Below are 20,203 nucleotides of genomic sequence, written 5' to 3'. Positions count from 1 at the left end.
GTGTGCTATCCTCCATATTATACCCCGTTTTTATTTATTTTCCTGAAAGTATTAACTGGTTTTTTTGATAAAAAAGGATTTTAGCCTCTTCCTTCTCTCGATTGGACCTTGGAATGATAATTTTCTGCTGCAATTGAAAGTGATTTTCTCCATTCCGGCTTAAAATTCCTAATCGTACAAGGTGTTGTAAATATTCAATTAAGGCACCTAAAGGATTGATTTCTTCTAGCTGAGGTAATTTTCGCAAAATAATATCCTTCCTAATCAGCCTTTTTTTAAAGTGAGCTTTAATTTCCTGAAGCGTAATCAAATCGTTGGGATTTTTGTTGGCTAAAACATCAAGAAATAAATACGTTTGCCAAATTATCGGAGCAGTTTGGATGGATATTGAGTGAGGTACTGGAAGGCCAATTTCTGGCGGTAATAAGAACAGATTAAGATTTTTGTTATATATCTCATGTAGAAATGGTTGTTGTGCTTTCCCTGGGTACAGTGTCAAGTTCAAATTGGATTTTTCAATTTCTCTATTCCAGCTTGATAGATTAAGCTGTTGTTTTCTACTTGGCTCCATTAAACCATCAAGTTTCAAATCATTTGGACGATAGAAGGAAAAGTGTGCGAATACGTTTTTTATAGAGTAGGAAGTAATCGGTTCTACCAATTGAAATAGATGTTTTTCGGGGCAGTATGAAGGAATATAAAGATAACCGGTAGAAGTACTCCGCAAAAAGAAATAATGAAAGTTAGATAATGCAATGGTATTTCTCTTTTTTGCATGGATATGGCTGCTCGAAATAATCCATAACGGAATATAATCTTTCTCAAGATACCTATGGGTTCTTTTGATAAAAACCTTTTCCGGTAACGTGGAGCACTGATACTCTAAGGCATATTTCTTACCCTTATGCTCGAACATAATGTCCGGACGCTGCTGCATTTCCTTATCATAATACTCTAGAACTGATGGGATTTTTTGCCGGATTAGCCATTGATACAGCTGTTTTTTCCCTTCCATGTGATACTGTGATTCATTTTCATAAAAATCGCGGCATTGTCCTCCCTGCTTATGGGCAAAATGAAAAATCCGCTGATCGCCCAATTTAAGCGAAACTTCTTCTCCGCAAATTGGACAAATAAATTCTTCTTTGCTTCGTAGATACAAAAGAGTTTCCTTTTTGTAATCTAACCCAAGACAAATCCTTTTTCCAGATTTAGTTTGTGCGCTTAACATTTCATTCTCTCCACCTTTCACGATTATTAATTCGACAAATTTCTATGTAATCCTTTATAAAAAAAAAGAAAACTCGTCATTATTTTGACGAATTTCCTCTTTTTATAATAGTGGTGAAAGTAACCGCGCTGTTGATTCTAGTAGTCTTAGTCCCAAATGCCGTTCTTGAAAAGTTGAAAACTCTAATTGTTTGGTAAATTTAAGATCATTTAAATATTCCACGACGAGCTTCTCTGTACTTTTTGTCCTGAACAAGAACGCATTTACTTCGAAATTTAAATGAAAGCTTCTCATATCCATGTTCGAAGTTCCAATCGAGGCAAGTTCTTCATCAACAATAACGATCTTGCTATGCATAAAACCTCGCTCATATTCGTACACCTTTACCCCAGCTTCCAAAAGTTCAGGAAAATAAGATCTCGATGCATGAAAAACAATACGTTTATCAGGACGGTTAGGTACGAGCAACCTGACATCAATTCCGCTTAGGGCAGCAACTTTAATCGCGGAAAAAATATCTTCATCAGGTATAAAATACGGAGAGGCAATCCAAACTGATTTTTTTGCAGATCCAATCATCGAGAAAAAAATATTTTTAATGACGCTCCATTCAGTATCAGGTCCTCCGGCAATGAGCTGCACACCACCATGACTTTTGTGATCAATTTGCGGTGATAAATATTCAGCAGTTAAAAAACTATGGTTCGTCATATAATACCAATCTTGCAAAAAAATAAGCTGCAGTGTCCGAACTGCTTCTCCTTTAAGCATTAAATGGGTATCGCGCCAAAAGCCTATCGTCTTGTCTCTTCCTAAATATTCATCACCGATGTTTAATCCGCCCACAAAACCAACTGTTCCATCAATCACAATTATTTTTCGATGATTCCTGAAATTAAATTTATTATTTAAAAAGGGCAATTTTACTGGTCCAAACGGAACTGTTTCTATGCCAGCATTTTTCAACTCATGAATATACCTCTTTGAAAGCTGCCATGAACCAACAGCATCAAATAGAAAGCGGACTTTAACCCCTTGATTTGCCTTTTCTATGAGAATATCCTTGATTTCCCGGCCTATATGATCATGGCGGACTATATAATATTCAAGATGAATATGGTGCCTTGCCCTTTTTAATTGTTCAATAATATGCTGGAACGTTTCATCTCCATTGGACAATACTTTGGTAGCTGTATCAAAAGAAATTGGACTGTTCCCTAGTTTTTGCGCCAAATTAAATAATTTTCCTTGGTGCTCCCCCATTAAGCTAAGCTTTTCCTCATTCCTTGGGTCATCTTCCCCTTCAACCGTTAGAAATGCCTGCTTATCAAGAAAATATTTCTTTCTAAACATCTTCTCTTTCCGGTAATTGCGGCCAAAAAGAAGATAAAAAATAAATCCCACAAGCGGAAAACTCCCTAACACTACTAACCATGTAATCGTTTGCGTAGGATGGCGGTTTTCAAGGAAAATGACAAATCCAATAAATATGACTGACAGCGAAATTAACACGCTTAAGAAACCAAAAATCCCACTTTCCAATCGACCCTTAAAGAAAAACAATAGTACGGATAATACCGCTAAAAATATGACAACCCTTACTGTATTTTTCAGAAACCTCACCTGCCAGAACATCATTTAAAAAATACCGATTTCAATTTGAAATCGGTACTGTTATCAGCTAAAATGCTTTCGTAACTCTGCAAAAACGTTTTCTGAAATTATTTCTTTACCATATTCTTGAATCCGATGAATCGTCAGCTGTGTCTCATAGCCGTATTCGAGTAAGACGCTTAAGATATCATCAATTTCGTCTTCCTCAAATAAATCCTCGGGAAATTCAGTATATAAATAATACTTTCCTTCAAAGTGATAGAGCATTGTCACTAAATCATCTAATCCTGTACGATGTGATAAGCTGATGACATCTTCAAAATCCTTAAAGACAAGAAGAAATTCCAATGTTTCTTCCTCAAGCAAAATATCCTCCTCATCAGAATGATTTGGATTAAAATGCTGATCCAATAGCTCTTCAATTTTTTCATCAACAGGAATGTCTTTTATTTTATCATTTGGAATAGGGAGTTCAAACTTTTGTCCATCCTTTGAAAGCTGCGCTTTCGTCACCAGAACCTCTAACCCTTTATCAAGAGCTTGGACTTGAATCCATAGTGGACCTTCAACGACAAATTCTTCATCACCGTGAACTTCATCCATCATTTCCCAGAAAAGTTCTTCACTGCGCTCGCGATTGTACCAAATTTCTTCGCGGTCAAAGCCTCTTTCTTCTATATCACCATAGGAAATATAGAATTTAACTGTATTTTCATTAATGCGTTCAATCTCCATCATAACCTCTCCCTTCCATTTTCCATATTGAAGGGACTAAATACCCCCAGCAGATCATGCCAATAAAAAAGTAAATATTCCTGTACTCTCATTTTATGACAAAAGTACTAATAAGGGAAATAAAAAAACCAAAAATCAAAAAATCCATTATAACGCCTATTTGTCGATTTCATTTATTGTAGCAAAATGTATTCGAAACCTCAAACATTGGGCTCAATAAACAAAAAAAGGCCTTCAGTTAAGAAGGCCTTTTTATTAGTTTACCATCCGTTGTGCTTCACGCAATTGGAACGTTCTAACTCTTCTTGGCAAGAACCTTCTAATCTCATCTTCATTGTAACCGACCTGCAATCGTTTCTCATCGATAATAATTGGTCGGCGCAGCAGACCAGGGTTCTCTTTAATAAGTCCAAACAAATCTTGAAGCGGCATTGCATCTAAGTTCACATCTAACTTTTGAAATGTTTTGGATCTTGTAGAAATTATTTCATCAGTTCCATCTTCGGTCATTCGAAGAATTTCTTTTATCTCTTCCATTGATAATGGTTCAGAAAAAATATTTCTTTCAGTGTATGGGATTTCATGCTCTTCTAACCATGATTTAGCTTTTCTGCATGATGTACAACTTGGTGAAGTGTATAATGTTACCATCTGTATTTCACACTCCTCTTTTATTTACGATTCGTTTTAATAATACCCTCTATAGTGAAGTTTAAACTCTTTTAAGTGGAAATATTACATATACCTAATTAAAATAATTATAAATAAGTAATTTATATTAATAATTATACACCACTGTTCCTAATAAAGGTATCCTTTTTTCAAAAATAATTAACCGGACAAAAATTAAACTCAAATAACTTGATACATTATATTAGACGAATAATTCCCTTAAAAGTTTCAAAATAATACAAAATCAAATTGATTTTTTTCATACCTTTTAATATTTCTTATTAGAATGTTCGCCTCCTTTCGTGCATTTTATGAGGGTCGTTCAAAAATGCTAATAATAGAGTCCCTCTAATCAAATTATAATGTGCCAACCTTACTATTTTATTAAGTTTGATTCTCAATTAACACTTCAAAATGAAAACGCATTCATTTAATAACTAAATTTAATATTGATTATTTACTTTCCTCTTTCAATAACTAGCAAGTTCTTATAAACTATACAGTAGGGGATATTTAATATGTCTATATGAATATTCTGGTAAGCTTATAATGGAGGGGTGTTAGCATGGGTGCTTACATAACAGATTTGGCCATTGTTGCTTTATTAATCGTTGGGATTACAGCATTAATGGGTGTTATAACAAACAGTTTTGGTGAAAAAGTATTCGGCGGCAAACATCGCAGTGAATTTGTCGATGAGAGTGCTAAATACCAGACTGGCTGGAAAACTGTCGGCGGGAAACGTAAATAATAAAGAAAAGCGCAAGCGCCCTGTTCAGCGGCGTATGGCCTGGAGCACTCCAACTGAGATAAAGGAAACACGGAGAGCGTTAGCGATCCGATGTTGACTTATCGTAGGGCGGAGTGCGAAGGACATTAGCCGCTAGGGCGCTGGAGCTGGACAATTCTCAAAGTCGAATGATATTAATTCTGATATTTAAAAAAAAACGATCTCAAAAATTTGAGATCGTTTTTTCTATTATTTTGATTGTGCTTGATATTGCTTAAATTCCTTTTCAGAACAAAGTACGAAATGGCCAGGAGTAACTTCTCTAAATTCAACGGATTCATTGTCCCCGTAGTTATGACTCGCAGGATCATAGGATTTACGTTTGCGAGTCCGTTCACTGATTGGATCAGGAGCTGGAATCGCCGATAAGAGTGACTGTGTATATGGGTGAAGTGGATTTCGATAAAGATCATCCGCGGATGCCAGCTCAACCATCCTGCCGAAATACATTACACCAATCCGATCACTAATATATTTAACCATTGAAAGATCGTGGGCAATGAAAAGATACGTTAACCCTTTATCTTTTTGCAGCTTTTTCATTAAGTTAACAACCTGAGCTTGAATGGAAACATCCAACGCAGAAATCGGTTCGTCAGCAATAATAAATTCTGGTTCAACTGCTAATGCACGAGCAATTCCAATCCGCTGACGCTGACCGCCGCTAAATTCATGCGGGTAGCGGTTAGCGTGCTCTTTGTTCAATCCAACGGTCTCCAAAAGCTCATAAACTCTTTCCATCCGTTCTTGCTTTGATTTTGCTAAGCCGTGTATGTCAATTCCCTCGGCAATAACATCGGCAATCTTTAATCTTGGATTAAGAGACGCGTATGGATCTTGGAAAATCATTTGCATTTTCCGGTTAAAAGCTTTTAATTGCTTTTTTGATTTATTGCCATGGACGTTGATTCCGTCATACAGAACCTCGCCGCCAGTAGCATCATACAAACGGATGATTGTCCGGCCTGTTGTCGACTTCCCACAGCCTGACTCACCCACAAGCCCCATGACTTCACCTTGATAAATATCGAAGGAAACATCATCGACTGCTTTAACTTCGTTAGGTCTTCCTTCATTAAAATATTGCTTTAAATTTTTTATTTCTAGTAACTTCTTTCTTTCAGCCATTTATTTCCCCTCCTTTTTTCCAGGGAATTGACTATTTCCTTTATCTAATCCAACAGCCCCAGAGTTTACACCTGTCATCTCTAAGTATTGACTTTGACGTCTCTTAACGGCATCAGGCGGATCAACTGGCGGTGCATCCGGATGTAATAACCATGTAGCTGCATAATGCGTTTCAGACACTTTAAAGAACGGTGGTTCTTGCTCTAAATCGATTTTCATGACAAATGGATTACGAGGTGCAAACGCATCGCCCTTTGGAGGGTCCAATAAATCGGGTGGTGTTCCTGGAATCGAGAATAATTCCTCTTCTTCTGTATCCATATCTGGCATAGAGCTAATTAATCCCCATGTGTATGGATGCTTTGGATTATAAAAAATTTCATCAGCCGTTCCAATTTCAACAATCTTACCGCCATACATGACCGCGACACGATCCGCTACATTGGCTACAACACCAAGGTCATGAGTAATGAAAATAATTGATGTGTCAATTTTCTTTTGCAGGTCTTTCATTAATTCAAGGATTTGCGCTTGAATCGTCACGTCAAGTGCCGTTGTCGGCTCATCAGCGATTAGAATTTTCGGATTACATGCCAAGGCAATGGCAATAACAACCCTTTGTCTCATCCCCCCAGAAAACTGGTGCGGATATTGGTTGATCCGAATTTCCGGTTTTGGAATTCCCACAAGCTTTAATAAGTCAAGTGCTCTTTCCTTTGCATCATGTCTACTCATGTTTTGATGCTTAATTAAAGGTTCGGTAATCTGGTTGCCAATTTTCATGGTTGGATTAAGCGATGTCATCGGATCTTGAAAGATCATCGAAATATCATGACCCCTAATTTTTTGCATTTCTCTATCTTTTAATTTCGCTAAATCTTTTCCGTTAAACAGAATTTCCCCGCTTTTTATTTCCGAATTGTGCTCGGGAAGTAAGCGCATAATTGATTTCGTGGTTACCGATTTACCGGAGCCTGATTCACCAACAATCGCTAACGTTTCCCCTTTATACAGATCAAAGTTAACACCGCGGATGGCTTTTACTTCACCGGAAAACGTATGGAACGAAATATTTAAATCTTTTACTTGTAAAATTTTCTCCACTACCATTCACCTGCCTTTTAATCTCGCATTTTTGGATCTAATGCGTCTCGTAATCCGTCAGCTACCAAGTTAAAGCATATCATTATTAACGCAATCATAATGGAAGGAATAATCATTTGATATGGAAAAGCAATCATCGATACAAATCCATCATTAACTAATGTTCCTAAAGATGCGTGTGGGTCTTGAAGACCTAAGCCAATAAAACTTAAAAACGCTTCGAAGAAAATGGCACTCGGAATTGAAAACATCGTATTTATGATAATAACCCCAAACATGTTAGGAATCATATGCTTGAAAATAATCGATGTATCCGATGCCCCTAATGTTTTAGCCGCCAAAACAAATTCCTGGCCTTTATATTTTAATACTTGCCCGCGGACAACACGTGCCATGCTTGTCCATCCAGTAATGGACAAGGCTATGATAATCGGCATTATTCCCGGCTTTAAGACTAAGATCATTAATACAACAACAATCAAGTTCGGTATGCCGACAATAACCTCGATAATCCGCTGCATGAAACTATCTGTTCTACCACCTAAATAACCAGATATGGCTCCATATGATACCCCAACTAGCATATCAATCAATGCCGCCATGAAAGCAATAAATAATGAAACCTGTGTACCTTCCCAAGTCCGTGCGAAAAGGTCACGACCTAAGTTATCAGTTCCAAACCAATAATAAGCATCAATTTTACGCACTTCATAAGCGTTATATACATTCCCGTCTCTTCTGGTTAGTGTCCCGTCAAAAGGAAGCCAATGTACATTCTCTAAGCCTTGAATTCTTGGTGGCAGGTTATTGTGTTTCGTATTTTGGGTATCGTAAGCATACGGTGTTAATAATGGACCCACAAAAGCCATAATAATGAGAATAACGAGTATTACCATACTTACGACTGCAGCCTTATTTTTCCTTACCCGGAACCAAGAATCCTGCCAGAAGTTCAAACTTGGCTTAGCAATTTTTTCACTTTTAGATGGATCAACATGGGCGGGTGCAAACATATCCTTAGAAATGGTATCTTCTTTATTGATCATTTTGCTTTCCCCCCCGAAATACGAATACGTGGGTCGATAATTCCATAAAGAATATCAACAACTAAAATAATGACTACGAATAAAGTAGCAAATAAAAGGTTGGTTCCCATAATGACTGGATAATCATTGGTACCGATTGATTTAACAAACTGCTCTCCCAGTCCAGGAATTCCAAAAATCTTTTCAATTACTAGTGAACCTGTCATTAAGCTAATGGCCAAGGGACCCATAACCGTAACTACAGGTATTAATGCGTTTCTTATTGCGTGCTTAAAGCTAATTTGCCAAAAGCTTGCACCCTTTGCTTTTGCCAAAGTAATATAATCAGACCCCAATACATCAATCATTTCTGTTCGCATAAAACGAGCCGCAATTGAAATTGGGAACATTGCTAAGGCAATTGTAGGCAGGATCGTGTATTCCGGCCCTTTCCACAACATAACAGGTAGCCAGCCTAATTTAACAGCAATGTAATACTGCAGCAATCCCGCAAAAATAAATGAAGGGATTGATTTACCAATTACAGCAATAAAAGTAGAGCCATAATCTATCCAAGTATTTTGCTTAAGCGCAGAAATGGTACCTAAAAAGATCCCAGCTATTGCGCCCAAAACCATAGCCTGCAAACCTAAAATCGCCGATGGTCCAATTCGATTTCCAAGCAGTTCCGTTACAGGGGTATTATTGAATTGAAAGGAGACTCCCAAATCACCCTTTACCAAATTCTTCATATAATTAAAATATTGAACAGGCAATGGGTCCTTTAATCCATACTTTTCCAGCAGAATGTTCTGTTGGGCTACTGAGAGTTTTTGGAAAGTATTAAATGGACTTCCTGGAATTAGCTTCATGAGGAAAAAAGTAATCGATGCAACAATGAACAGCGTAAGAATCATATAGAGAAATCGTTGCAATAAGTATTTCGCCATGCCTACACCTCCTAATTGGTTTAATTTTCGACATTTTTCGACAATTCCATCACAGGTAAAAAGAGAGTATATTTTTTTTAATATACTCTCTTCCTATTTGATTAGTATAGCTACTATTTAAGGATTTTAATCCATTGGTAACTATAATCAGGACCAAATGCATGGTGAGCAAAGCCTTGAACCTTTTCATTAATTAAAAGGTTAACTGTACGTTGATACACTGGAGCGATTGCTGCGTCATCTTCAATTAAGATTTTTTCAGCGTCTTGAAGAGCTTTCCAACGTTCTTCGTCTTTAGCAGCTAAATCTGTTTGAGCAGCTCTAACTAGCTTATCATATTCAGCACTGCTGTAATCCATTTTGTTGTGATCTCCGCCAGTAAGCATTAAATCCATAAATGTCATTGGGTCAGCATAGTCTGGACCCCATCCAGTGAATAATAAATCATAATCCATTTTTTGTTCACGGTCGATACGGATTTTAAATGGTACCGGTTGAATTGTAAGCTTTAACCCAGGAAGGTTCGTTTCTAACTGATTTTTGATGAATGAATCAGAAACTTTAGATGTTTCGGTATCGCCACCTACATAATTAAGCGCTAATTCTTTAACACCTAGCTCAGATAAGCCTTTTTCCCAAAGTTTTTTAGCTTCTTCTTTATTCATCGCTAGGTATGGTTTTGTACCTTCACGGAAATCTTTACCATCAAGGAAAGCAAATCCTTTAGGTACTAGGAAATCAGCAGCAATTGATCCGTTAGCTAATACATCATCAACTAAGGCTTGTTTATCGATAGATAAAGCAATTGCTTTACGAATATTAATGTTTTTCAATGCTTTATTCTTCTCGTTCATTTTAATCCAGAAAAGAGATGGTTCTTGATATTGGATTAGCTCTTTAGAACCTTCAAATTGTGAAATAATCGCAGCTTGGCCAAGCTTTGGTGTAATATCAACTTCGCCCGCAGTAAATGCGTTCGCAGATGCTTGTGGATCTTTAGATACGTTAAAGTTAATTTTTGTTAACGTTACATCTTTAGCACTATGATACGATTCGTTTTTCTCTAAAACCCATTCAGTTGCAGTAGGGCCATCCCATTTGGTCATTTTGAATGGACCATTATAAAGAATATGAGCGGCATCTTTGGCATAGTCTTTACCTTGTGCTTCAACATATTTTTGATTTTGTGGATAGAACAATTGGAATGTAATGAAAGATTCAATATATGGAATTGGTCTTTCTAAAGTGATTTTTAAAGTATAATCATCTTCAGCTACAATTCCTAGAGACTTGATATCTTCAGCAGTTGCTTTATCTTTCTTTGCGATAATTGCATCAGCGTTTTTAACTTTACCTTCCATGAAGTATGGACCGTATTCTGATGCTGTTTTTGGATCGATTGCACGCTGCCATGCATATACATAATCATGAGCAGTTACAGGGTCACCATTAGACCATTTTGCATCTTTTCGTAATTTAACAGTTAATTCTGTTTTGTCAGCATTGTATTCTGGCATTGCTTCAGCGCCAGCAGGTACTACCTTTTGATCTTGGTCTAAACGATACATACCTTCGTTTACAGCGTTCAACGTTGTGAAACTCATAACGTCAGTTCCTAAAACGCTGTCCATTGTAGGAATTTCAGCAGATTCAAAAACATTAAGTTCTTGTTTATCAGCTAATTTGCTTTCCTCTGTAACAGGCTTATCTTTGCCTTCATTTTTACCAGTGTCTTTGCCTTCATTCTTATCTCCGCCTGAACATGCTGCAAGGAACATGCTAAGAACTAGAGATAGTACTAAAAGTAGTGAAAGTTTTGATTTCTTCACTTGTAGACCTCCCTTTTCTATTATTCTGAAAAATTACTACATTTCCTATTATACATATTTTTTAGAAATTGTACATTACTTTTTCAAATTTAATTTACAGAAAAGATACAATTCTTACGTTATCATTACATTTTCCTGTGATATAATTTAGACTTATACAGATTTTCGGGTATAATATATATAAGGCAATCCTTAGTCCATCAATGTTTCGGAGGTTTTTTCGTGAAAAATGTGCTCAAGAAAAGATTATTCGCGGTAACGCTTACACAGGTTGCGATTTTTATTATTTCTTTTCTCTTTTATCGTAATATTTCTCTAGTTAGCTATATCAATATATCTTTTTACTTTACGGCAATTTTTCTATTATTAGCATTATTAATTTATACCATTCAAAGTGGGTTCTATGATGTATTCTCTCGGTCCTTAAATCTTGCCTTTTCAAGAGGGAAGGATAAAAGGAGATTCGATGAAGTCCCAGGATTATCTCAACTTATAACGGTAAATCAAAGGCCGCTTTTGTTTTATGGTTTAGTCACTGGATTACTCATGATGGTTGCCCTACTTGCTTATTATTTCTAACTCACTTGAAATTAAATATGGAATTCATATATAATGTGAATAATCCAAATAAAGTTATAAAGCAATGATAAAGAGTAGTACGTATTCTTATTCGTTTCAGAGAGTTTGTGGCTGGTGAAAACAAACGCGAAAAAATACGGAATGGACTTTTGAGCTTCTTTCTGAACCTTTTATCAAAAGGATTGAAATAGTAGGAGTAGACGTTTCCTTGCGTTAAAAGGATTCCAGAATGTCTAAACAGACAATTATGGAGCTGAGTGACTCCTATGCGAGTAATTTAGGGTGGTACCGCGAACCATTCGTCCCTAGCAATTTTATGGGAACGAATGGTTTTTTTTATTTATATTTAGGAGGAATTTTGCTATGAAAACGATTTTTTCAGGTATTCAGCCGAGTGGTACGATTACGCTTGGCAACTATATTGGGGCCTTAAAGCAGTTTGTCGATCTGCAAAACGAATATAATTGCTTTTTTTGTATAGTAGACCAGCATGCGATTACTGTTCCGCAAGACCCCGTGACACTTCGGAAAAACATTAGAAGTTTAGCTGCCTTGTATCTTGCAGTTGGTTTAGATCCAGAAAAGGCTACCCTTTTTATTCAATCAGAAGTTCCAGCACATGCTCAAGCCGGATGGTTGATGCAATGTGTTTCCTATATCGGGGAATTAGAAAGAATGACCCAGTTTAAAGATAAATCGACAGGAAAGGATGCGGTTCAGGCTAGTCTTTTAACGTATCCGCCGCTAATGGCTGCTGATATTCTATTGTATAACACTGACCTAGTACCTGTCGGTGAAGATCAGAAACAGCATATGGAATTGACAAGGGACTTAGCTGAGAGATTTAACAAGAAGTATAATGACATTCTTACCGTTCCTGAAATCAGTATTCCTAAGGTTGGAGCACGCATTATGTCACTTCAGGAACCAACGAAAAAAATGAGTAAATCCGACCCGAATAAAAAGGGCTTCATTACGCTATTGGATGAGCCTAATCAAATCGTCAAGAAAATTAAGTCTGCAGTTACTGATTCAGAGGGAATTGTTAAATTTGATAAAGAAAATAAACCAGGTGTTTCCAATCTGCTCTCAATTTACTCGATATTGGCTGAAAAATCGATTACCGATTTAGAGCAAATGTATGCCGGTAAAGGGTACGGAGATTTTAAAGGCGATTTAGCTGAAGTGGTTGTTAATTTCTTTAAGCCGATTCAGGATAAATACTATAGTTTAATGGAATCAAGTGAACTTGACGATATTTTGGACCGCGGGGCTGAAAAAGCAAATCAGGCAGCAAATAAAACCCTTAAGAAAATGGAAAATGCAATGGGGCTAGGTCGGAAAAGAAGATAATCTTATTGCAAATAAAAAGCCTGTCCGCAAAAGGTATGTAGTTAATACCTTTTGGGTCAGGCTTTTAGTTTACTTTAGGACCATGCTCCATTTCCCAGAGCTTTTCAAAAAATGGCTGCCCTTTAATTAGATTCTCACAGAATGACTCATGCCGGTTCGACCAGCCATATTTGATTTCCTCGAACAGTTGTTCCCTAGCATCTTCGAAATCCATTTCTTGGATTGTTGAATATTGCTCTGGACACCATTCGGTATACCAATACCGCACTTCTGCTTGATTATTTGATGAGAGCAATTGATCAAGGGCCATAAATAACAGCTGTTTTAATTGCCGTTCCTTCCTTGTTAATCCTCTCATCAGTTCCGGCTCAGGCGATAGAATATGGAAATTTTTCATTTTTGGCTGGTCGTAATAAAGGTACTGTTTAGCATCATGCTGACTAATCATTTCGTAAACAAGCTGTTCTTGTCTTGGGATAAGCCTGCTTTTTCGAATCGGAATGGTGTATCCAATCGTATCAATTGCTAAAATTCCAATTCCATCTGTCACAACAAAGCAATAGTCAAGTTGGACTCTTTCATGGTTTTTTCTTAAATAGGCTTTCTGATAAATATCAGCAAGCAGCTGTTCCGGCAACTCAGATAAATCATTCTCAATATAGTTAAATAAAACCGGTTCAATTTTAATTAGCGGTACTTGGTCTAGTAGCTCCACACCATCGTCCTTCCGCCATTCATGAAAGTGACAGACATTATAACCGTTTTCTTCCCCTTCAAACCAATTTACCCAAACATCATGAAGATACAACATTGGACAACCCCTCACTTCAAGAAACTGTTTGTCAATCAGTATGGGCAGAGGTAAGTTAAATTATTCCTTAATATATATTTTGCTCCAATCGTAAATGATTCAGGATTATTATGTTTAAATTTTAGACTGTGTTAAAAGTGAATGTTGATTTCCGTTCCAGGAGCGAGCTTTCCGCGGGGCGGGCGGTGAGCCTCCTCGGCGCTAAGAGATAAGCGGGGTCTCACCTGTCCCGCTGCTCCCGCAGGAGTCTCGCTCCTTCCACTCCAATCAACATTGTGCTCAAAATCAACAATGTGCTTTAACACAACTAAATTTAAAGCAAAAAAAATCTACCATTTTGTCATGGTAGATTTTTATCTTCTTGATTTAGGATTAAAGGCATCTTTTAAACCTTCACCAATGAAGTTAATCGATAAAATGGTGATGGTGATCAGGATAGCCGGCGGCATCCAAATCCATAATTTAAACTGCAGTACATCTGGTTCAATTGCAGAATCAAGCATATTCCCCCAGCTTGGAATCTCTTGTGGTACACCAAAGCCAAGAAAGCTTAAAGCTGATTCAATTACAATCATTGATGCAAAAGTAATCGTAGCTTGGACAATAATTGTCGATAAAACATTCGGTAATAGGTGTTTGACAATTATCTTTGCCGGTGAACAGCCAATTGAAACGGCAGCAATAATATATTCATTTTCTTTTTCAGCAAGGATTTTACTGCGGACAATCCTGGCAATTCCACCCCAGCTAAGCAAGCTGATGACACCAATTAAAACCCATAGTCCATTCACTTTCCCAAAAAGAATTGCATTTAAGACTATTACAAACACTAGAAAAGGGAAGTTCAAGATAAAATCAGTAAATCTCATTAATAAACTATCAACTGTACCACCAAAATACCCAGCAACAGCGCCGATTAAAGTCCCAAGCAATATAACAAATAGCGTACAGCTCATACCAACTAGCAATGAGATTCGGCCGCCATACAATAATCTTGTAAAAACATCACGGCCTGCTTTATCTGTTCCAAGCCAATGCTGACTTGATGGCTCAAGCGACATTTCGCCAATATTAATTCTTGTAACGTCTGCGGTGGTTATATACGGTGCCAAGAATGAAATAATCGCAACAAATATTAAAAAGATGAGACTTGTCAAAGCAAGTTTATTCTTTAAGAATTTTTTACGGGCAATTGCCCATTGTGATGAGCTTTTTTTCGGGGGTGCTGCACTAATATTTGTATCCTTTTCTGTCAAAATTTCCATCTCTATTCCCCCTAATCTAACCTAATTCTCGGATCTACAACACCATATAAAATATCAGCTAAAAGGTTGCCGATCAGTGTTAAGAAGGAGAATAACATTGTCAACGTCATTAAAACTGGATAATCCCTAGTGCCCACGGATTGTAAGAATAGTTGTCCTAGACCTGGATAAGTAAAAATCGTTTCAGTTATGATTGCACCGCTAATAATAGCTACTAAATCAAACCCTAAAAATGTAATAAGTGGAATAATTGAATTCCTTAAAATATGAACATTGTAGATCTTTTTTTCTGTTGTCCCTTTAGCACGGGCTGTGCGGACAAAATCTTTTCGGCTATTTTCAATAATATCATTGCGTAAAAATTGGGTGTAACTTGCCGTACTTAATAATCCTAAGACGACGGCTGGTAAAAATACATGGTGAAGACGGCTTAACCAATATTCAAATGTACCCTCTGTCATGCCGATATCAATAGAGCCATTGGACGGAAACCATCCAAGCGTAAAGGAAAATAGAAAGATAGCAAATACCCCGGCGATAAAGGATGGAATCGATAACCCTAAATAATTTAACCCTCCGATTAAGTTATCTGCAACTGTATATGGTTTTCGGCCAGAATATAATCCCATAAAGAAGGCAAGGATATATGTAATGATGATGGAAGAAAAGCCTAGTAATAAGGTATTTGGTAGTTTTTCACTAATTACCTCTGATACTTTTATTTTATAACGTGTTGACTTGCCAAAATCACCTTCAACGAATTTGCCAATCCAGCGAAAATATTGTTGCGGTAATGGGTCATTATAGCCTAATTTTTCACGCATCTCAGCGATATATTGTGGGTTTGTTTTTGTTGGGTCGATTTCTCCTGAAAAAGAATCCCCCGGCATTAATTTTGCCAAGGTAAAGACTACAATGGAGATTAAAAATAACATCGGAATCATGCCCAAAATTCTTCGAAATGCATACTTTAGCATGTGCATTCTCCTTGTCTATAAACTTGTGTTTCACAGTGGTGTATGTAACTCAAGGCTCAGTCCAATTGGGAGAAGTATTGAAAGAATGCTCCTTCAAACTCACCCCAATTGAACTTGCATGAGTTATAAATTAAATCATATGAAGCATTTAACACAAGTCCATTACATATTAGTCTGCTTCAGTTATTGCTTAATCCACCATTCATTTGGACGGTTCTTACCTGACACGTCAAATGTCACACCTTGAACACGCTTGCTTACTGCCATTGTTTCTTCAAGCTCAGCAATCGGTAATGCAGGAAGTTCTTTCATGAATAGTTTTTGCCAATCAACATAAAGTTGTTTACGTTTATCGGCATCTGTCCCAACAACGTCCATATCGATAGCATCACTTAGGAATTTGTCGCTATCAGCATTTACCCAGCGAGGATAGTTCCATAGTGCTTTAGAACTCCAAAGTGCAGTTGGATCTGGATCTGCACCAGTTGACCAGCCGCCGAAGAATACTTCCATTGACTTATCAGCTTTTTCAAGCATGTCATAGTAAAGGTTTGCATCAGTCATCGTAAGCTTTGTTTTCAAGCCAACTTCTTCCCAATATTGCGTCAATGCTTTAGCACGAGATTCGAATGTTGGGTTTTGTGTTGCGTAGTGTGAGAAGTTTACAACAAATTTCTTGCCGTTTGGATCTTCACGGAAACCATCGCCGTCAATATCTTTATACCCAGCCTCGTCTAACAATTGTTTCGCCTTTTCAGGATTATACTCGAATTGTTCAAGATCTTTATTATCAGCTGCAATCCAGTGATTTGTTGGTACTGGACGGTTAACTGGTTTACCCACTCCGAAGAAGAACGCTTTAACCCACTCTTCCCGGTTAATTGCATAATACATCGCTTCACGTAATTTTACATTTTGATATTTTTGTTCATTCATTACGTTTTTGCTGCCATCCCATGTACCTAATCTGAAGCCAACATAGTAATAGCTTAAGCCAGGATATGTTACTGCTTCTACATTATCGAGCGCTTTAACTTGATCAATAATACTTGGGTGGAAAGAAGTCATATCAAGCGTACCGTTTTTAAGTTCACCAACAGATAAAGATGGATCGATTACTTTTATGACAACTTTATCCATATGCGGCTTTCCGCCGAAGTACTCATCGAAACGTTCCATTTCTACTGATTCCCCAGGAACAATTTTTGCTACTTTAAATGGTCCTAAACCAACAGGCTTAGTACGGACTGTTTCAGAAGCCATCATGTCCTTTACAGCGATACCTTTAAATGCATTACGGTTCATTGGATATGTGTGTAGGTTTTCTAAGTTGTTTACACGTGCTTTATCAAATGTAATTTGGATATGGTAATCATCGTCTACTTTAATACCAGAGATTTCTGTTGCTTTACCATCGTGATAATCTTGAGCACCTTCAATATTTACAACGTTCTCAAAACGTGGACCCTCATAGTCCTTATCAGCAACTACTTTTAACGCGAATTCCCAGTCTTTAACGGATAATTCATCGCCATTGTGCCATTTAACACCTTTTTTAATTTCAAACTTATAAACCTTATTGTCATCCGTTGTCCATGATGCAATATGAGGCTGCGGCTTCAGTTTGTCATCAAATTTAATTAAGTTCTCGTCAAAGAAGTCAACTACTTCTTCGTCAGTAACATTTCCAAGGAATGAAAAGTTAAATTTCCCTTCCGGCGCAGAGTCTAACGCGTACACTAATGTCCCGCCATCCTGTACTTTATCAGCTGTTTCACCACTTGATGGCTTATCTTTTTCCTTATCCTTCGTATTTGCTTTTTCGCCGCCGCCGCTGCAAGCTGCCAAAAAAGCTGACAGGACAAGCATTAATGCAGCAAGCATTAACATACTTCTCTTCTTCATTTGTTTCCCCCCTATAAAATTTTGTTTGGATAAATTTGATTACTGACTAGCAGAAGCGCCTTGGCATCTCCGCTTTTTTAATAAAGGTGGCAAGCTACTCGATGAGATGGCTTCACCTCCTTTAATACAGGTTTTGTCTTCGAACACTCCTCCATTGCCATTGGACAGCGCGGATGGAACGGGCATCCAGAAGGCGGATTGATCGGGCTCGGCACATCACCTTTTAAAATAATTCTTTCCTTCTTTATCCTTGGGTCCGGAGATGGAATCGCCGATATTAAAGCCTGTGTATATGGGTGGAGAGGTTCTGCATAAAGGAGGCCTTTATCCGCTACCTCAACCATATTACCTAGGTACATTACTCCTATTCGATCACTCATATGTTTAACAACGCTTAAGTCATGTGCGATAAATAAAAATGTTAAATCAAATTCTTTTTGTAAATCTTTTAATAGATTTAAGACCTGTGATTGCACGGATACATCGAGTGCTGAAACAGGTTCATCGGCTATAATTAATTTCGGTCGTAATGCCAGAGACCTGGCTATCCCGATTCTCTGACGCTGACCGCCGGAAAATTCATGTGCATATTTGTAATAAGCATCAGGCGGCAACCCAACTTTATCTAGTAAATCCATGACCTCATTCTTAAGTTCAGCCTTGCTTTTCTTAGAAAAGTTGTAAATCGGCTCAGCGATAATATCTCCTACCATTTGCATCGGGTTCAAGGAAGCATATGGATCTTGGAAGACCATTTGCATATCTTTACGAATCTCCCGCAGTGATTTCCCAGATACTTTGGTAATATCTTTACCATCAAAGATAATCTTTCCATCAGTTGGTCTTAATAACCGTAAAATCGTCCGGCCTGCAGTTGATTTCCCGCAGCCTGATTCACCTACTAGTCCAAGCGTTTCACCTTTCTTTATTTCAAAAGAAACGTTATCAACTGCTTTTACATTGCCCACGGTGCGTTTGAAAAAACCGCCTTTAACAGGATAATAGGTTTTAAGATTTTTAATCTCTAATAGATTTTCGGAATCAGTGGAAGTTTTTTCTTTCCCTTTATGTACAGATGTTGTACTCATTATTTCACCCCTTCTCTAGGTTTACTAGTTTCATAGAGCAAACAGGCAACCTCATGGTCCTGTTCGACATCTCCTAGTACTGGGGTCACTGTAAAGCATTCTGGCATTGCTTTTGGACAACGATGGGCAAATCGACACCCGACTTTTGGCATATTAGTAAGAGACGGAACGATCCCCTTAATCGAGCTTAATCGTTCTTCCTGTTCATCCATTTTCGGGATAGCTCCCAAGAGTAAAGTGGTATATGGATGTTTCGGGTTATGGAATAGAGTATCGACGTCGGCACGTTCGACAATCTTCCCGGCATACATTACGATGACTTCGTCACACATTTCCGCTACTACCCCTAAATCATGGGTGATTAGAATGACTGACATATCATTTACGGCTTGAATTTCTTTTAAAAGCTCAAGAATTTGTGCTTGAACCGTTACATCAAGAGCCGTTGTTGGCTCATCAGCGATTAATAATTTTGGCTGGCAGGCAATCGCAATCGCAATCATAACCCGCTGCCTCATTCCGCCAGATAATTGATGCGGATATTCATCAACAAGTTTTTCAGGCCGTGAGATTCCAACACTTTTTAATAGCGCAATTGCTTTCTGACGCGCCTCCTGTTTTGAAATCTTCATATGATTAAAAAGAACTTCTTGCAGTTGATAGCCAATTGTGAATACAGGATTTAAAGAGGTCATTGGCTCTTGGAAAATCATCGAAACATCTTTTCCGCGAATTTTATTGATTTGCGATTCAGACATTTTCTCGAGATTTATGCCATCAAAAATGATTTCACCTGACTTAACCTTTCCAATTCCCTTTGGGAGCAGCTTCATAATCGATAAACTCATAACAGATTTTCCGCAGCCAGACTCACCTACAATTCCAACAATTTGCCGCGGCTTTACTTTGAATGAAACATTATCTACTGCATTATAATCGGTTCCTTCAATATCAAAGGCAGTCTCTAAATTTTTCACTTCGAGCAATGGTGCCTCATTACGCAGCATTTTTTTTGTGCTCATAATACACCTTCTTACTTTTTTTGAATTATTCTGTTTATTTGTTATATTTAAATAGAATTCTATTACAGAATTGTTACAATTGCAAGACTTTTTTAAAGATTCGTTAACATTCATGCTATCAGAAA

At 37.5% G+C, this 20,203-nt stretch carries 18 protein-coding genes and 1 other annotated feature; of the genes, 3 read left to right on the top strand and 15 right to left on the bottom strand.

From position 1 onward, the window contains the following. Window positions 1-34: 34 nt before the first annotated feature. The 4 genes from AA980_RS01210 to spxA form a co-directional block, all read right to left on the bottom strand. Entirely contained in the window at window positions 35-1,231 is a 1,197-nt protein-coding gene (locus AA980_RS01210; protein WP_024030335.1) for a competence protein CoiA, read from the bottom strand. A gap of 102 nt (window positions 1,232-1,333) precedes the next feature. After that, window positions 1,334-2,845, bottom strand: coding sequence for a cardiolipin synthase (cls, locus tag AA980_RS01205; protein ID WP_034724822.1), 1,512 nt, complete (start codon window positions 2,843-2,845; stop codon window positions 1,334-1,336). 63 nt (window positions 2,846-2,908) lie between these two features. Next, the gene (gene mecA / locus AA980_RS01200) at window positions 2,909-3,580 is read right to left on the bottom strand and encodes an adaptor protein MecA (protein WP_024030333.1); all 672 of its coding nucleotides are present in this window, start codon (window positions 3,578-3,580) and stop codon (window positions 2,909-2,911) included. A gap of 255 nt (window positions 3,581-3,835) precedes the next feature. After that, window positions 3,836-4,231 carry a transcriptional regulator SpxA gene (gene spxA, locus AA980_RS01195; RefSeq protein WP_024030332.1) on the bottom strand — a complete coding sequence of 132 codons (396 nt, stop codon included), beginning with the start codon at window positions 4,229-4,231 and terminating at the stop codon, window positions 3,836-3,838. Window positions 4,232-4,817: 586 nt separating this feature from the next. Here spxA and AA980_RS01190 point away from each other — a divergent pair. Next, window positions 4,818-5,003, top strand: a complete 186-nt coding sequence (locus AA980_RS01190) for a hypothetical protein (RefSeq protein WP_047771184.1) — start codon at window positions 4,818-4,820, stop codon at window positions 5,001-5,003. A gap of 228 nt (window positions 5,004-5,231) precedes the next feature. Here the strand turns inward: AA980_RS01190 and AA980_RS01185 are convergent, their stop codons facing one another. The 5 genes from AA980_RS01185 to AA980_RS01165 form a co-directional block, all read right to left on the bottom strand. Further along, window positions 5,232-6,170: an ABC transporter ATP-binding protein gene (locus tag AA980_RS01185; RefSeq protein WP_024031028.1), complete on the bottom strand. Its 939-nt coding sequence runs from the start codon at window positions 6,168-6,170 to the stop codon at window positions 5,232-5,234. Further along, window positions 6,171-7,274, bottom strand: a complete 1,104-nt coding sequence (locus tag AA980_RS01180) for an ABC transporter ATP-binding protein (protein WP_024031029.1) — start codon at window positions 7,272-7,274, stop codon at window positions 6,171-6,173. 17 nt (window positions 7,275-7,291) lie between these two features. Beyond that, on the bottom strand, window positions 7,292-8,320 hold the full coding sequence (gene opp3C, locus AA980_RS01175; RefSeq protein WP_024031030.1) for an oligopeptide ABC transporter permease: 1,029 nt from the start codon (window positions 8,318-8,320) through the stop codon (window positions 7,292-7,294). Then, complete coding sequence (gene opp3b, locus AA980_RS01170; protein WP_024031031.1) at window positions 8,317-9,249, bottom strand: oligopeptide ABC transporter permease; 933 nt, start codon at window positions 9,247-9,249, stop codon at window positions 8,317-8,319. Before opp3b ends, opp3C begins: the two co-directional genes overlap by 4 nt. Window positions 9,250-9,362: 113 nt before the next feature. Next, complete coding sequence (locus tag AA980_RS01165) at window positions 9,363-11,078, bottom strand: peptide ABC transporter substrate-binding protein (RefSeq protein WP_024031032.1); 1,716 nt, start codon at window positions 11,076-11,078, stop codon at window positions 9,363-9,365. Window positions 11,079-11,300: 222 nt separating this feature from the next. Here AA980_RS01165 and AA980_RS01160 point away from each other — a divergent pair, with 222 nt between their 5' ends. Continuing rightward, the gene (locus tag AA980_RS01160; RefSeq protein WP_024031033.1) at window positions 11,301-11,657 is read left to right on the top strand and encodes a DUF3899 domain-containing protein; all 357 of its coding nucleotides are present in this window, start codon (window positions 11,301-11,303) and stop codon (window positions 11,655-11,657) included. 55 nt (window positions 11,658-11,712) lie between these two features. Next, window positions 11,713-11,967, top strand: a binding site (T-box leader). Between the two features lie 53 nt (window positions 11,968-12,020). Further along, the gene (gene trpS, locus AA980_RS01155; RefSeq protein ID WP_024031034.1) at window positions 12,021-13,010 is read left to right on the top strand and encodes a tryptophan--tRNA ligase; all 990 of its coding nucleotides are present in this window, start codon (window positions 12,021-12,023) and stop codon (window positions 13,008-13,010) included. 64 nt (window positions 13,011-13,074) lie between these two features. Here the strand turns inward: trpS and AA980_RS01150 are convergent, their stop codons facing one another. The 6 genes from AA980_RS01150 to AA980_RS01125 all read right to left on the bottom strand — a co-directional run bounded on the left by AA980_RS01150 (window position 13,075) and on the right by AA980_RS01125 (window position 20,078). Further along, the gene (locus AA980_RS01150; RefSeq protein WP_024031035.1) at window positions 13,075-13,821 is read right to left on the bottom strand and encodes a YjbA family protein; all 747 of its coding nucleotides are present in this window, start codon (window positions 13,819-13,821) and stop codon (window positions 13,075-13,077) included. Between the two features lie 353 nt (window positions 13,822-14,174). Then, window positions 14,175-15,086: an oligopeptide ABC transporter permease gene (opp4C, locus tag AA980_RS01145; RefSeq protein ID WP_024028441.1), complete on the bottom strand. Its 912-nt coding sequence runs from the start codon at window positions 15,084-15,086 to the stop codon at window positions 14,175-14,177. Window positions 15,087-15,097: 11 nt separating this feature from the next. Then, entirely contained in the window at window positions 15,098-16,063 is a 966-nt protein-coding gene (gene opp4B, locus AA980_RS01140; protein WP_024028442.1) for an oligopeptide ABC transporter permease, read from the bottom strand. A gap of 183 nt (window positions 16,064-16,246) precedes the next feature. Next, a complete protein-coding gene (opp4A, locus tag AA980_RS01135; RefSeq protein WP_024028443.1) occupies window positions 16,247-17,968 on the bottom strand; it encodes an oligopeptide ABC transporter substrate-binding protein in 1,722 nt (573 codons plus the stop codon). Between the two features lie 77 nt (window positions 17,969-18,045). After that, window positions 18,046-19,056: an ABC transporter ATP-binding protein gene (locus AA980_RS01130; RefSeq protein WP_024028444.1), complete on the bottom strand. Its 1,011-nt coding sequence runs from the start codon at window positions 19,054-19,056 to the stop codon at window positions 18,046-18,048. Next, entirely contained in the window at window positions 19,056-20,078 is a 1,023-nt protein-coding gene (locus tag AA980_RS01125) for an ABC transporter ATP-binding protein (protein ID WP_024028445.1), read from the bottom strand. Before AA980_RS01125 ends, AA980_RS01130 begins: the two co-directional genes overlap by 1 nt. Between the last annotated feature and the right edge of the window lie 125 nt (window positions 20,079-20,203).

This window comes from Neobacillus vireti (assembly GCF_001026695.1).
GTDB classification, from domain to species: domain Bacteria; phylum Bacillota; class Bacilli; order Bacillales; family Cytobacillaceae; genus Neobacillus; species Neobacillus vireti.
This window is presented reverse-complemented; position numbering and strand designations above follow the sequence as displayed.

What these genes read in the sequence shown, in the direction of transcription:
- AA980_RS01190 (WP_047771184.1), top strand. Translation starts at nt 4,818, where the DNA reads ATGGGTGCTTACATAACAGATTTGGCCATTGTTGCTTTATTAATCGTT.
- AA980_RS01130 (WP_024028444.1), bottom strand. Translation starts at nt 19,056, where the DNA reads ATGAGTACAACATCTGTACATAAAGGGAAAGAAAAAACTTCCACTGAT.
- spxA (WP_024030332.1), bottom strand. Translation starts at nt 4,231, where the DNA reads ATGGTAACATTATACACTTCACCAAGTTGTACATCATGCAGAAAAGCT.
- trpS (WP_024031034.1), top strand. Translation starts at nt 12,021, where the DNA reads ATGAAAACGATTTTTTCAGGTATTCAGCCGAGTGGTACGATTACGCTT.
- AA980_RS01210 (WP_024030335.1), bottom strand. Translation starts at nt 1,231, where the DNA reads ATGTTAAGCGCACAAACTAAATCTGGAAAAAGGATTTGTCTTGGGTTA.
- AA980_RS01185 (WP_024031028.1), bottom strand. Translation starts at nt 6,170, where the DNA reads ATGGCTGAAAGAAAGAAGTTACTAGAAATAAAAAATTTAAAGCAATAT.
- opp4C (WP_024028441.1), bottom strand. Translation starts at nt 15,086, where the DNA reads ATGGAAATTTTGACAGAAAAGGATACAAATATTAGTGCAGCACCCCCG.
- AA980_RS01150 (WP_024031035.1), bottom strand. Translation starts at nt 13,821, where the DNA reads ATGTTGTATCTTCATGATGTTTGGGTAAATTGGTTTGAAGGGGAAGAA.
- opp4B (WP_024028442.1), bottom strand. Translation starts at nt 16,063, where the DNA reads ATGCTAAAGTATGCATTTCGAAGAATTTTGGGCATGATTCCGATGTTA.
- mecA (WP_024030333.1), bottom strand. Translation starts at nt 3,580, where the DNA reads ATGGAGATTGAACGCATTAATGAAAATACAGTTAAATTCTATATTTCC.
- opp3b (WP_024031031.1), bottom strand. Translation starts at nt 9,249, where the DNA reads ATGGCGAAATACTTATTGCAACGATTTCTCTATATGATTCTTACGCTG.
- opp4A (WP_024028443.1), bottom strand. Translation starts at nt 17,968, where the DNA reads ATGAAGAAGAGAAGTATGTTAATGCTTGCTGCATTAATGCTTGTCCTG.
- AA980_RS01125 (WP_024028445.1), bottom strand. Translation starts at nt 20,078, where the DNA reads ATGAGCACAAAAAAAATGCTGCGTAATGAGGCACCATTGCTCGAAGTG.
- opp3C (WP_024031030.1), bottom strand. Translation starts at nt 8,320, where the DNA reads ATGATCAATAAAGAAGATACCATTTCTAAGGATATGTTTGCACCCGCC.